The organism is Streptomyces sp. NPDC091289 (assembly GCF_044757365.1).
Classification (GTDB): Bacteria; Actinomycetota; Actinomycetes; order Streptomycetales; family Streptomycetaceae; genus Streptomyces.
This window is the reverse complement of record NZ_JBIVUT010000007.1, coordinates 237,998-251,258: the sequence shown is the minus strand read 5'-3', so window position 1 is coordinate 251,258 and position 13,261 is coordinate 237,998. Positions and strand designations below refer to the sequence as shown.

The 13,261-nt window shown below is 71.4% G+C and carries 12 protein-coding genes; 8 read left to right on the top strand and 4 right to left on the bottom strand.

Annotated features, from left to right (window positions below; genetic code table 11):
* Positions 1–8 precede the first annotated feature (8 nt).
* The gene (locus tag ACIQPT_RS11775) at positions 9–530 is read right to left on the bottom strand and encodes a GNAT family N-acetyltransferase (RefSeq protein ID WP_401155049.1); all 522 of its coding nucleotides are present in this window, start codon (positions 528–530) and stop codon (positions 9–11) included.
* Between the two features lie 62 nt (positions 531–592).
* Between ACIQPT_RS11775 and ACIQPT_RS11770 the strand changes: the two genes are divergently transcribed.
* Entirely contained in the window at positions 593–1,492 is a 900-nt protein-coding gene (locus ACIQPT_RS11770) for a TIGR01777 family oxidoreductase (RefSeq protein WP_401155047.1), read from the top strand.
* Positions 1,493–1,732: 240 nt separating this feature from the next.
* Positions 1,733–3,115: an FAD-dependent oxidoreductase gene (locus ACIQPT_RS11765; protein ID WP_401155045.1), complete on the top strand. Its 1,383-nt coding sequence runs from the start codon at positions 1,733–1,735 to the stop codon at positions 3,113–3,115.
* Between the two features lie 97 nt (positions 3,116–3,212).
* Here the strand turns inward: ACIQPT_RS11765 and ACIQPT_RS11760 are convergent, their stop codons facing one another.
* Complete coding sequence (locus ACIQPT_RS11760) at positions 3,213–4,922, bottom strand: regulator (RefSeq protein WP_401155043.1); 1,710 nt, start codon at positions 4,920–4,922, stop codon at positions 3,213–3,215.
* Between the two features lie 336 nt (positions 4,923–5,258).
* Here ACIQPT_RS11760 and lipB point away from each other — a divergent pair, with 336 nt between their 5' ends.
* The 4 genes from lipB (at position 5,259) to ACIQPT_RS11740 (ending at position 8,528) form a co-directional block, all read left to right on the top strand.
* Positions 5,259–6,104 (top strand): lipoyl(octanoyl) transferase LipB, encoded by an 846-nt coding sequence (lipB, locus tag ACIQPT_RS11755; RefSeq protein ID WP_401155042.1) that lies wholly within the window; start codon positions 5,259–5,261, stop codon positions 6,102–6,104.
* Between the two features lie 216 nt (positions 6,105–6,320).
* A complete protein-coding gene (gene lipA / locus ACIQPT_RS11750) occupies positions 6,321–7,298 on the top strand; it encodes a lipoyl synthase (RefSeq protein WP_401155040.1) in 978 nt (325 codons plus the stop codon).
* A gap of 273 nt (positions 7,299–7,571) precedes the next feature.
* Positions 7,572–7,772 carry a hypothetical protein gene (locus tag ACIQPT_RS11745; RefSeq protein WP_401155038.1) on the top strand — a complete coding sequence of 67 codons (201 nt, stop codon included), beginning with the start codon at positions 7,572–7,574 and terminating at the stop codon, positions 7,770–7,772.
* Between the two features lie 48 nt (positions 7,773–7,820).
* Positions 7,821–8,528 (top strand): DUF4191 domain-containing protein, encoded by a 708-nt coding sequence (locus ACIQPT_RS11740; RefSeq protein ID WP_401155036.1) that lies wholly within the window; start codon positions 7,821–7,823, stop codon positions 8,526–8,528.
* Positions 8,529–8,640: 112 nt separating this feature from the next.
* Here the strand turns inward: ACIQPT_RS11740 and ACIQPT_RS11735 are convergent, their stop codons facing one another.
* Complete coding sequence (locus ACIQPT_RS11735; protein WP_401155167.1) at positions 8,641–9,048, bottom strand: RDD family protein; 408 nt, start codon at positions 9,046–9,048, stop codon at positions 8,641–8,643.
* A gap of 294 nt (positions 9,049–9,342) precedes the next feature.
* On the opposite strand from ACIQPT_RS11735, the gene glnA reads away from it, so the two are divergent.
* Both glnA and ACIQPT_RS11725 read left to right on the top strand, forming a co-directional pair.
* Complete coding sequence (glnA, locus tag ACIQPT_RS11730) at positions 9,343–10,752, top strand: type I glutamate--ammonia ligase (RefSeq protein WP_401155035.1); 1,410 nt, start codon at positions 9,343–9,345, stop codon at positions 10,750–10,752.
* A gap of 147 nt (positions 10,753–10,899) precedes the next feature.
* Positions 10,900–11,454: a nucleotidyltransferase domain-containing protein gene (locus ACIQPT_RS11725; protein ID WP_401155033.1), complete on the top strand. Its 555-nt coding sequence runs from the start codon at positions 10,900–10,902 to the stop codon at positions 11,452–11,454.
* A gap of 34 nt (positions 11,455–11,488) precedes the next feature.
* Here ACIQPT_RS11725 and ACIQPT_RS11720 read toward each other — a convergent pair whose 3' ends face one another.
* On the bottom strand, positions 11,489–13,237 hold the full coding sequence (locus ACIQPT_RS11720; protein WP_401155032.1) for an MFS transporter: 1,749 nt from the start codon (positions 13,235–13,237) through the stop codon (positions 11,489–11,491).
* Positions 13,238–13,261 lie beyond the last annotated feature (24 nt).

The following is a 13,261-nucleotide window of genomic DNA, read 5'->3' as shown; positions in this document are numbered from 1 at the left end:
GGGCGTTGTCAGGCGGGGCCGAGCGAGCGGCCCATGCAGACGTCGTCGACGTAACGCCCGTTCAGGAAGAACTCCCCGGGCAGCACCCCTTCGACGGCGAAGCCCTCAGAGGCGTACAGCGCGCGGGCGGGGTCGTTGTGCCCGAGCACCCGCAACGTGACCCGGTTGGCGCCCTGGCGGCGGGCCTCGGCGAAGGCGGCCCGCAGCAGGGTCCGCCCCACGCCGGCCCCGCGCGCCCAGGTCGCCACGGCGAGGCCGCGTATCTGGCGCACATGGGCGTTGGAGGCGAGCGGGGTGGGCGGGACGATACGGACGTACCCGGCGATGCCCGCCCGGCCGTCGTCCGTCTCCGCCTCCACCACGAGGAAGTCCTCCGGCGGGTGCCGCTCCCCGAAAAAGGGGTCGTACGGGGGCGCGGGCCTCGGCAGGACCGCGTGCAGCGTCGACCAGGTGGACCGGTCGAGCTCGGCGAGCTCGGCGTCATCGGCGGGCACGGCGGGGCGGACGGGGCGGAGGGTGAGTGCGGCCATGGGGTCACTGTGCCACGCGGTGTTCCCGGTGTTCGAGGCGTTTCATGGGGCAGGATGGGCCCATGCCGAGCTCCCGTATCGCCGTCAGCGGATCGTCAGGACTCATCGGAGCGGCGCTGGTGCGCTCGCTGCGCGCCGACGGGCACGAGGTGGCCCGTCTGGTGCGCCGGCCCGCCAGAACCGGCGACGAGGTCGAGTGGGACCCCCAGCGGGGTTACGTGGACGTGGCCGGGCTCGTCGGCTGCGACGCCGTCGTGCATCTGGCCGGGGCCGGGGTGGGCGACCACCGCTGGACCGACGCCTACAAGCGGGAGATCCGGGACAGCCGGGTCCTGGGAACCGCCGCCGTCGCCGAGGCCGTCGCCTCGCTCGACACCCCGCCCCGCGTTCTGCTCTCCGGGTCCGCCATCGGCTTCTACGGCGACACCGGGGACCTCGCGGTGGACGAGAGCGCGCCGCCCGGGGACGGGTTCCTGCCCTCGGTCTGCGAGGAGTGGGAGGCGGCCACCGCCGCCGCCGAGGAGGCGGGCATCCGCACGGTCCACGCGCGGACCGGCCTGGTCGTCGGCCGTGAGGGCGGGGCGTGGGGGCGGCTCTTCCCGCTGTTCAAGGCGGGTCTCGGCGGGAAGCTGGGCAACGGCCGGCAGTACTGGAGCTTCATCGCGCTGCACGACCACGTCGCGGCGCTGCGCCACATCCTGGACACCGAGTCGCTGACCGGGCCGGTGAACCTGACCGGTCCCGAGCCGGTCACCAACGCCGAGGTGACCGCCGCGATGGGCCGGGTGCTGCGCCGCCCGACGCTGTTCCCGGCGCCGGCGCCCGCGCTGCGGCTGGTGCTCGGGGAGTTCGCGGAGGACGTGCTGGGCAGCCAGCGGGTGGTCCCGGCGAAGCTGCTGGACTCCGGCTTCTCGTTCGCCTTCCCCGGCATCGACGGGGCGATCCGCGCGGCGCTGAGGTGAGCGGGCGGCGCTGAGGGCCCTCGGTTGCGCCGAGCAGGACGCGGGGGGGGACCGGTCCGCGCGCGCCCCCTTCACGCCCCGCCCGGGACGGCGTGTGCGACCCCGTGCCCCGGTGCTCCCCGGCACGCGCGTCTGACCCAGTATCAGCCATCCTCCTAGCCTCGTTGCGAACTCCGGCATTCCGGGGGCCTGTTGGGGGCAAGAGCCTCCCACCAGTCGCACCGACTCGGGGAGGGGCACGTGCGCAGCACGGCACACCACGCAGACGTGGTCATCATCGGGGCCGGAATCGCCGGCCTGTCAGCGGCCCACCTGCTCATCGGGGCGGGGCTCGGCGTCAGTGTCCTGGAGGCCGCGCCCCGGGTGGGCGGCCGGCTCGCCACCGACGAGGTGGACGGGTTCCGGCTGGACCGGCTCGGCCCCCTGCTCGCCACCTCCTGGCCCGAGCTGACCGGCACCCCGGGGCTGGGCGTCCCGGAGCTGCGGGAGTTCGCGCCGGGGGTCCTGGTCCACAGCGAGGGCCGCCGCCATCTCACCGGCGACATACGGAGCGCGAGGGGCGCACTCAAGGCGGTACGCACCCGTTCGAGCGCCCCCCGAGCGCCCCGCACTCCCTGGGCGGCGCAGAGCGCGTACGGGAACGAGCCCGGGGCTCCGGCGCGCGGCGGCGGCCGGGGCGGCGTGGTGACCGGGGCGATCGACCGGGCCCGGCTGGGCGCGGCGCTGTCCCGGCTGGCGGCGACCCCTGTGGCCCGGTTGCTCGCCCGCCCGGAGCGGACGGTCGCCGACGCCCTGGCCGGCGGCGTCGGGCTGCCCGCCCGTACGGTGGACGGCGTCCTGCGCCCGCTCCTCACCGCGCTGCTCAGCGACCCCGCCCTCACCACGTCCAGCCGGTGCGCCGATCTCGCCCTGCGGGACTACGCACGCGGCGGGCTGTGCGTACCGGCGGGCGGTTCGTCCGCGCTGCCGGAGCTGCTGGCGGCCTCGCTGCCGCCGGGCACGGTCCGGACCGGGGTGCATGTGACGGCCGCCGACATCACCTCCGTACGCACCAAGGAACACGGTGAACTGGGGTGCCGCTCCCTGCTGCTGGCGACCGGCGCGGGGGCGGCGGCCGAGCTGCTGCCCGGGCTGCGGGTGCCGTCCTTCCACCCGGTGACGGTCCTTCACCACACCGCGCCCGCCCCGCCGCCGACGGGCAGGTCGCTGGTGCTGGACGGGGACCGGTCGGGCCCGGTGGCGTACACGGCGGTGATGAGCGAGGTCGACCCCTCGCGGGCGCCGGAGGGCCGGACGCTGATCACCTCGACGGTGCTCGGCACCCCGCCGCCGGACCTGGACCGCTCGGTGCGGGCGCATCTGGCGTCGCTGTACGGCGTGCCGACGGACGGCTGGGAGCTGCTGGCGGCCCATCACGACCCGGAGGCGGTGCCCGCGATGGAGGCCCCGCACGATCCACGCCGGCCGGTGCGGGTGCTGGCCGGGCTGTACGTGTGCGGCGACCACCGCGACACGAGCTCGGTGCAGGGCGCGCTGCACTCGGGCCGCCGGGCGGCGGAGGCGATCCTCACCGACCTGGCCGTGCCCGGCGCCCACGAGGGGAGCCTGCCCCGGGCCGCGTGAGCCCCGGGCACCGCGTCCCGTGAGCCCTGGGTCGCCGTGTCCCGTGAGCCCCGGGCACCGCGTCCCGTGAGCCCTGGGTCGCCGTGTCCCGCCGGGCTCAGCCGAGGGCGGCGACCCGGTCGCGGTAGCCGCGTACGGCGACGGCGTCCCGGTAGGGCTCCAGGCTGCGCTCGAAGGCGCGTACGTACTCCGTGGCGCGCACCGAGCGCATCTCGGCCGCCTGCTGGGCCGCCTCCGCGCCCAGCTGGCAGGCCTGGTCCAGCTCGCCCAGGCCGAGGCGGGCCGAGGCGAGGACCACGCGGCAGAACAGCCTGCTGCGGGCGTACGCCGGGGCGCGCAGTGCGAGCGACCGCTCGGCGTGCTGGGCGGCGGCCCGGTACTGCTGGAGGTCGCGGTGGCAGTGGCTCAGCTCGTCGGCGAGCTGCGCCTCGTCGAAGGTGCGGGCCCAGTGCGGCACCTCGTCGCCGGGGCGGGCGGTCTCCAGGGCGTGTTCGGCCCGGGTCAGGGCCGCGGTGCAGGAGCGCGCCTCGCCGAGCACGCCGTGCCCGCGCGCCTCGACCGCGTGCAGCAGCGCCTGGACGAGGGACGGGGCGGAGGAGCCGACCCCCTGCTGGGCCACGCGGGCGAGCTGGACGGCCTCCCTGCCGTGCCCGAGGTAGACCGCCTGCCGGCTCATCGTGATCAGCACGTAGGCGCCGTAGCCGCGGTCCCCGGCGGCCTGGGCGAGCCGCAGCGCCTGGACGAAGTAGCGCTGGGCCAGTCCGTGGGCGGCGATGTCGTAGGAGGTCCAGCCGGCCAGCCGGGTCAGGTCGGCGACGGCGGCGAACAGCCGCCGTCCGGTGGCCTCGCCGTACGTGCCCCGGAGCATCGGCTCGGCCTCGTGCTCCAGATACCGCACGAGGGCCTGCCGGGCGTGGCCGCCGCCGTACGCGTGGTCGAGGGTGCGGAACAGCTCGCCGACCGAACGCAGCGCGGCGACGTCCCCGCCGCCGACCCGCTGCCCGGGGCCGCTGTTCGTCTGCCGCTGACGCGGGACCACGGGCAGCGCCCCGGCGGTGTGCTGCGCTCCGGTCCCGGGCTGCGCCCCGGCGGTGGGCGAATGCGTGCTGGACGGATGACCGGTGTGCGGATGGCCGGTGTGCGGGTGGCCGGTGGGAGGGTGGCCGGTGAGAGGGTGGCCGGTGAGAGGGTGCGTGGCGGACGGATGCGTGGCGGACGGGCCCGGCGGCGTGGGCCGCAGCGGTCCGGCGGCCGGGCGCGACAGGCCCCGGACCTCGGTGCGCAGCGCCCCGTCCGGGCGCCCCGGAGCCGGGGCCCCGGCCTCTCCCCCGGCCCGGCGGGCGGCCCCGCCGTCCCGGGCGACCCATTCGTCGGCCCGGCCGATCAGCCAGTCCCGGCTGGGAACGACGAGTCCGGCCGGGGTGAAGGCGATCTTGCGCAGCTCGGTGTGGGTGCCGGAGTCCTTGCGCCAGAGCCCGCTGACGATGTCGACCGCCTCGGTGGGGGTGGCCGCGAACTCCAGCCCCGCGTAGACGGGTGCGCAGGCGTCGAGCCCGAGGTCCTGCGCGGAGAGCCGCCGCCCGAGCCGCCGGGTGAACACCTCGGCGATCAGCGCGGGCGTGGTGCCGCGTGGCTGCTGTCCCCGTAGCCAGCGGGTGACCGAGGTCTTGTCGTACCGCAGGTCGAGGCCGTGCTCGAGGCCGAGCTGATCGACCCGGCGGGCCAGGCCGGCGTGCGAGAACCCGGCTTCCGCGATGAGTGAGGCGAGTCGGCGGTTGGGCGTGCGCTGCGGGGGTCGTTCCGACATCAGCTGTACGGTCTCCTGCCTTCGGGGCCGGACGGGCAGCCCTCATGGGAACGGCGCGAATTTAGCGGTCGGCGGGGCGGCCACAGCCACCCTTTGCTCCACGTTCATCCGATCGTGTGAGGATTCCGGACAGAGCTGACGGAAACGCCCGACACGTGAGTGCGCGGCCTGCGCGCCCCTGCGTGCGGGACCGGCGCCTTCGGGACGGGGCCGTTCCACCTGCCGGGGGCCCGTTCGAGCGACGGTCGTACAGTGGATGCGGGCGCGATCAGTGCAGGGCGCCGTCATCCCGGGGACACCCCTCCGGGCATGCGGGGCCCACCTAGGGAGGCATCGGTGAGCGAGCTGCGGTTCGTCCGTCTGGGCTTCGGCGAACAGGCCGTCGAATACACGGAGGCTTGGCAGAAGCAGCGGGAGGTGCACGCGGACCGGTTCGAGGACCGGGTGCCGGACACCTGTCTGCTCCTGGAACACCCGCCCGTCTACACCGCCGGGCGCCGCACGGCGGACAGCGAGCGTCCGCTGGACGGCACCCCGGTCATCGACGTGGACCGCGGCGGCAAGATCACCTGGCACGGGCCGGGGCAGCTCGTCGGCTACCCGATCCAGAAGCTGCCGCGCCCGGTCGACGTCGTGGCGCACGTCCGCCGGCTGGAGGACGCGCTGATCCTCACGGCCGCCGACTTCGGACTGGAGACCTCCCGGGTCGAGGGCCGCAGCGGCGTCTGGGTGCTCGGCGACCCGGTCGAGCAGCGCCGGGCGCTGGGCGGGCTCTCGCTGGACTTCGACCCGAGGCTCCAGGACGAGGAGTTCGACGCCCGTCTGAACGGCCCCGAGTACGCCCCGTCCAACGCCGGACAGCGCCGCGAGGACCGCAAGCTGGCGGCGATCGGGATCCGGGTCGCCAAGGGCGTCACGATGCACGGCTTCTCGCTCAACGTGAATCCGGACAACACCTGGTTCGACCGGATCGTGCCGTGCGGTATCCGGGACGCGGGGGTCACGTCCCTCTCGAACGAGCTCGGCCGGGAGATCACGATCGAGGAGGTGCTGCCGGTCGTCGAGAAGCACCTGCGGGACATCCTGGAGAACGCGGAGCTCGCGCCGAGGACGGTCGAGGTCGAGCAGCCGAAGGCCGCGGTTCCGGCCCCGGCGCCCGCATCGGCGCCCGCCCCCGCCTAGGGCCGACCGGCCCTACCGGCCGGTAGCCCCGACCGGTAGGACCGACCGGGGAATAGGCCCCGTCGGCCGCAGGTTGGGCAGGCGTAAGGCCGTTTGATGTACGGGCGTACCCTGGTGTTCGCCAAAGAATCCAAAGCGAATCCCTCGCGACTCGCTCGCGAATCCCACGCGAACCCGACGCGAATCCAACGCAGCAGAGAGCAAAGGGGAGCCGGAGTGTCCGCTGTCGCACCCGACGGGCGCAAGATGCTGCGCCTGGAGGTCCGGAACAGCCAGACCCCCATCGAGCGCAAGCCCGAGTGGATCAAAACGCGGGCGAAGATGGGCCCCGAGTACAAGCAGCTGCAGCAGCTGGTGAAGGGCGAAGGGCTGCACACGGTCTGCCAGGAGGCGGGCTGTCCCAACATCTTCGAGTGCTGGGAGGACCGCGAGGCCACCTTCCTCATCGGCGGTGACCAGTGCACCCGGCGCTGCGACTTCTGCCAGATCGACACGGGCAAGCCGCAGGCGCTGGACCGTGACGAGCCCCGCCGCGTCGGCGAGTCGGTCGTCACGATGGACCTGAACTACGCCACCATCACCGGCGTCGCGCGCGACGACCTGGAGGACGGCGGAGCCTGGCTGTACGCCGAGACCGTCCGCCAGATCCACACGCTCACCGCGGAGCGGGAGGCCGGCGCGACCAAGGTCGAGCTACTGATCCCCGACTTCAACGCGGAGCCCGAGCAGCTCGCCGAGGTCTTCTCCTCGCGCCCCGAGGTGCTCGCGCACAACGTGGAGACGGTGCCGCGGATCTTCAAGCGGATCCGCCCCGGCTTCCGTTACGAGCGTTCCCTGGAGGTCATCACCCGGGCCCGCGAGGCCGGTCTGATCACCAAGTCGAACCTGATCCTCGGCATGGGCGAGACCCGCGAGGAAGTCAGCGAGGCGCTCCAGGACCTGTACGACGCAGGTTGCGAGCTCATCACGATTACGCAGTACCTGCGCCCCTCCGTACGGCACCACCCGGTCGAGCGCTGGGTGAAGCCGCACGAGTTCGTCGAGCTGAAGGACGAGGCCGACGCGATCGGCTACTCCGGCGTGATGTCGGGTCCGCTGGTGCGGTCCTCGTACCGCGCGGGGCGTCTCTTCCAGCAGGCGATGGAGGCGCGCGGCGCGGCCGCCGGGAGCATCCAGGCCGCACCGGCCGTGTGAATCCGCTCACGAGCGACTACCGAGCAGTAACCGCATGACCGAAGCGGTCCGGACGCTCCCCGCAGGTCGGGGACGCGTACGGACCGCTTCGGCGTGCGCGGCGCCGGAATCAAGGCTTCATTGGTGTTTGACCGCCCGGTCATGCGCTGGTAACACCAAGCAGTGACCCTAGGTACACGTGCGGCAGCGATCACCCGCGGCCGCCGCCGTCACCGCTTCCCGTACTCAGTCCGCGCCCCTGGGGGCGCATCCATTCCGAGGGGGAACACCACGATGCAGGCCGCACCGGTCCGCGCCCACGCCATCCCGTCCGTCACCACCGCCCTGCGCGCCGTCGAGTCGCTGCTGCTGAGCAGCGGCCAGCGCACCGCCCGCCGCAACGCCTGGACGGCCGTCCTGGAGGACCGCCGCCGCGCCAAGGACCGGGTGGAGGCCCAGCACGTGCTGGAAGCCGTGGCCGACCACCGTTCCTAGTCGCTCCCACGTTCCTGACTCGCTCCCTCGCCACGTAAACTTCAGTACATGGCGAGGAAGGCAAAAACTGAAGGCGCGGACAGCGCCGAGAACGCAGGGCGGCTCAAGCAGATCGCCCTGACCTACAAGATGACCAGGCGGACCGACAGCAAGATCGGTCTTGTCGTCGCGGGCGTCGGAATCCTCACGTTCGGTGTCCTCCTCGGCATCGGCTTCGCGATCGGTCACCCGGTCTATCTGGGCATCCTGGGCTTCGTCCTGGCCGTCCTCGCGATGGCGATCATCTTCGGCCGGCGCGCCGAGCGGGCGGCCTTCGGACAGATGGAGGGCCAGCCCGGAGCGGCGGCCGCCGTCCTGGACCGGATCGGACGCGGCTGGACGACCACCCCCGCGGTGGCGATGAACCGCAGCCAGGACGTCGTCCACCGGGCGGTCGGCAAGGCCGGCATCGTCCTGGTGGCCGAGGGCAACCCGAACCGGGTGAAGGGCCTGCTGGCGGCCGAGAAGAAGAAGATGGCCCGCATCGTGGTGGACGTGCCGGTGCACGACATCATCGTCGGCAACGGCGAGGGCCAGGTGTCCCTGAAGAAGGTCCGCACCAAGATGCTGAAGCTCCCCCGCGTCCTGACCGGCCCGCAGGTGACCAGCACCAACGACCGGCTGCGCGCGATGGGCGACCTGATGAGCAACATGCCGCTGCCGAAGGGCCCGATGCCCAAGGGCATGCGGATGCCGCGCGGCGGAAAGATGCGCTGACGGCGACGACCGACGTACGCGACAGAACGGGGCGGCCCCGGACCGGTGAACGGTCCCGGGGCCGCCCCGTTCTCATGCTTCTAGGCGTTCTCATGCTTCCAGGCGGTCGGGGTCACATCCGGACCTGCACGGCACGCGACAGCCGGTCGTGCAGTCCACGCCCGTCGCGGTCCCAGACCAGCGCGGGGATGACGAGCACGAGCAGCACGGTCCGTACGATCACGCGCCCGAACCCGAGCCGCCCGCCGTCCTCGGCGACCACCCGGACGCTCAGGAGGCGCTTCCCGGGGGTGCAGCCGATGGTCCCGACGGTCAGGAGGCTCATCACGAGGAAGATCCCGAGCGCCCAGTTCCCCGCCGCCTGCTGGTCACCGCGAGCGAACAGCCCGTATGCGATCACCATGCAGAGCGACCAGTCGATGAAGAGGGCCCCGAAGCGCCGTCCGAGCGGAGCCACCGAGCCGGGCCCCTCCTCGGGCAGCCCGAGCCCCTTGCCCCGGTAGCCGAAGTCGGCGCCCATCTCCTCGGCGGCCGCGCGGGGCCCCGAGAGCCACGATCCGATTGCTTGCCTGTTGTCCACCCGTCCACGGTACTGCGCCCGTGTTTGCCCCCGGCCGGGCGGGGCACGGAAACAGCCGCGCGGAGACAGCCGCTGAGATGCCGCTCACCACCGCCCCGGTTAACTTGGGCGAAACAAATGGGTCACGCTTGAGAAATCACGCCTGCCTATGGTCGGGTCCAGCGTGTGCCACCGCACTGGCCGCACCACGAGCTACAACCCCGTCCCTCCCGGGCCGGGAGTAGGAGGAGTTGGATGTTCCAGAACGCCGACGAAGTGCAGAAGTACGTAGCGGACAACGACGTCAAGTTCATCGATGTCCGGTTCTGCGACCTGCCCGGGGTGATGCAGCACTTCACGATCCCGGCAGCGACCTTCGACCCGGCCGAGGAACTGGCCTTCGACGGTTCGTCGATCCGCGGCTTCCAGGCCATCCACGAGTCCGACATGGCGCTGCGCGCCGACCTGTCGACGGCTCGGGTGGACCCCTTCCGCCGCGACAAGACCGTCAACATCAACTTCTTCATCCACGACCCGATCACGGGCGAGCAGTACAGCCGTGACCCGCGCAACATCGCCAAGAAGGCCGAGGCCTACCTCGCCTCGACCGGCTTCGCGGACACCGCGTACTTCGGCCCGGAGGCCGAGTTCTACGTCTTCGACAACGTCCGCTTCCAGACGTCGGCGAACGAGAGCTTCTACCACATCGACTCCGAGGCCGGCGCCTGGAACACCGGGTCGGAGGAGAACAACCGCGGTTACAAGGTCCGCTACAAGGGCGGTTACTTCCCGACCCCGCCGGTCGACCACTTCGCCGACCTGCGTGCCGAGATCTCCCTGGAGCTGGACAAGAACGGCCTCCAGGTCGAGCGCCAGCACCACGAGGTCGGCACCGCCGGCCAGGCCGAGATCAACTACAAGTTCAACACGCTGCTCGCCGCGGCCGACGACCTGATGCTCTTCAAGTACATCGTGAAGAACGTCGCCTGGCGCAACGGCAAGACCGCGACCTTCATGCCGAAGCCGATCTTCGGCGACAACGGCTCGGGCATGCACGTGCACCAGTCGCTGTGGCAGGGCGGCGTTCCGCTCTTCTACGACGAGCAGGGTTACGCCGGCCTCTCGGACATGGCGCGCTACTACATCGGCGGCATCCTGAAGCACGCCCCGTCGCTGCTGGCCTTCACCAACCCGACGGTGAACTCGTACCACCGCCTGGTCCCCGGCTTCGAGGCCCCGGTCAACATGGTGTACTCGCAGCGCAACCGCTCCGCCGCGATGCGCATCCCGATCACCGGCTCGAACCCGAAGGCCAAGCGCGTCGAGTTCCGCGCCCCGGACCCGTCCTCGAACCCGTACCTCGCGTTCTCGGCGCTGCTGATGGCGGGCCTGGACGGCGTGAAGAACAAGATCGAGCCGGCCGAGCCGATCGACAAGGACCTCTACGAGCTGGCTCCCGAGGAGCACGCCAACGTCCAGCAGGTCCCGACCTCCCTCCCGGCCGTGCTCGAGGCCCTGGAAGCGGACAACGAGTACCTCCAGGCGGGCGGCGTCTTCACGTCGGACCTGATCGAGACGTGGATCGACTACAAGCGCACGAACGAGATCGCCCCGATCCAGCTGCGGCCGCACCCGCACGAGTTCGAGCTGTACTTCGACATCTAGAACGACCGGTACAGGTCGGAGGGGTTCTCCTCTCACCTGGGCCGTCTGTGGGCCGTCGGCCGTATCCCTCCGGAGGTACGGCCGACGGCCGTTTGAAGCCGTAATAATTGCTGGATGCGAGGCCGGGCCGGCCTCTACCTTCATGCGGTGAGCCAATATGCGATGTCGGCCAAGGACGCACTCGCGCTTCTGGAGCGGCTCCACACCCACGGCGTAGATGTGTGTGTGGGCGGCGGGTGGAGCGTGGATGCACTGCTCGGGAAGCAGACGAGAGAACATTCCGACCTCGATGTATGGGCTCCGGCCACACAACTGGACCCGTTGTTCGTTGCTTTCGCGGAGGTCGGCGTCGACCGAATCTTCCCGTGGCCCGGAGACAGGCCCTGGAACTTCGTCCTGCACGACGGCGTTCGGTTGCGGGTGGACCTGCACCTCTACGAGCGGCTCGCGAACGGATCGCTGCACTACGGATCCGTGGTGGATGGCGATGCCTTTCCGGCCGAAGCGCTCGCCGGACACGGTTCGATCGCCGGGACTGCGGTGCGGTGCGAGTCGGCCGAATGGGCGGTGCGCTGGCATACGGGATACCCGGCTCGTGATGTCGACCGCCACGATGTGCCATTGCTGTGCCGGCGGTTCGGTATCCCCCTGCCCGAGGGTTTCGAGCCGCTTGAGGAACATGTGCCCAAGCACCCGGCTTAGAAGCAGGGGTGTACGTCCGTGTTTACGGAGTTCTCTACGCTCGTGATCTCGGCGGCTCGTTTTGTTTGCCATAGCCCGATGGATCAGGAGTGTCGGGAGCTGATGCAGCCGCAGCCCTGGCTGCGGCGATCTTCTTGCGGCTGGGCAGGATCATGAGCGCCAGCAGACCGCCGACGGTGGTGCCGAGGGCAGCTGCCGTGAAGCCGATCTGCAGTCCGTCCGTGAAGATGGGGGCCACCGCGTCCCTCACCGGGTCCTGGATCCTCTCCGGTAGCCCGGCGATGACGCTCAGGTCGCCCGAGGACAGGAGGGCGGCCGTCTCGCCGCGCGCTGCCGGATCCAGGTCCACGCCCTTCAGCGCGTCGGGGACCGCATCACGCAGGTGCTGGATCAGCAGAGTGCCCGTCAGAGCCACGCCGAACACGCTGCCGACCTGGCGGAACGTGTTGGAGACCCCTGATGCGGTCCCGGCCTGCTCCGGGCGGACCGAGGACAGCAGCGCGACGGTCGCCGGTGCCCCGACGAGGGAAACGCCCGCACCGAGCAGCGCCATCGCCCACCAGTAGGAGCCGAATCCGCTCCCCGGTTCCAACTGCGCGAGCGCGAAGAGACCGACCGCACTCGCCACCGAGCCGATGAGGATCGGAAGTTTCGGGCCGAACTTGGCGGCGACCACGCTGGCGATGTACGAGAACACCATGATCGACACGTTCAGGGCCAGGAACCGGACGCCCGCCGCGGTGGTCGACAGGCCGTTGACCTGCTGGAGGTAGAAGGTCAGCAGGAAGATGCTGCCGTACAGGCCGAACAGGCCGAGGAAATTGACGGCGCCCGCAACGACGAGGACGGGGCTGCGGAACAGGTTCATCGGCAGCATCGGATCCTCCTGCCGCAGCTCCCAGACGACAAAGGCGACCAGGGCGACGATGGCGACACCGAAGGAACCGAGGATGACCGAGTCGCCCCAGCCCCGGGCGCTGGCCTCGATCAGGCCGTACACGAGGCCGGCCATGGCCACGATGAACAGGGTCTGCCCGAGAACGTCGGCGCGACGGCGGGTCGGCGCCTTGCTCTCGGTCAGCTTGCCGGAGAGGACGGCCAAGGCGACCAGCCCGAAGGGCAGATTGACCCAGAAGATCGACTGCCAGCCGAACGCGTCCACCAATACGCCGCCGAGCACCGGCCCCGCCGCGAGGGCGAGCCCTCCGATGCCGGCCCAGATGCCGATGGCACGGGCCCGTGCGGCGGGAGCGGGGTACGTGGTGGACACGAGAGCCAGCGAGACCGGGATCATGATGGACCCCGCAGCCCCCTGCAGCACGCGGGCGACCAGCAGGAACTCGTAGTCCGGTGCGATCGCGCACAGGACGGACGCGGCAAGGAACCCCACCAGGCCGCCGAGGAAGATGCGCTTGCGTCCGAAAATATCGCCGAGTGTGCCCGCCGTGAGCAGGAGGCAGGCGACGACGAGCGCGTAGGCGTTGATGACCCACTGAAGCTGGGTCATATCCGCCGACAGGTCATCCTGGATCTCGGGCAGGGCCACATTCACGATGGTGGAGTCGAGGTAGACCATGAAGATGCCGACGCAGATGAAGGTCAGCAGGAGACCTTTGCCTCGAGTGGCGCCCAGGAGCGTACTTTTCATGACGTCCTCACGTTCGAACGGGGTGCGGAGGGGAGGCCCTTGCCCCGCGGGCAGCAGGCGGAGCCCCAAAGGCCGGGCACGGCAAAACGCTAACTGACCGACGGTCGGTCCGACAAGTGACCGGCGGTCGGTCATGTAGTGTCGCCCGTGTACACCCCA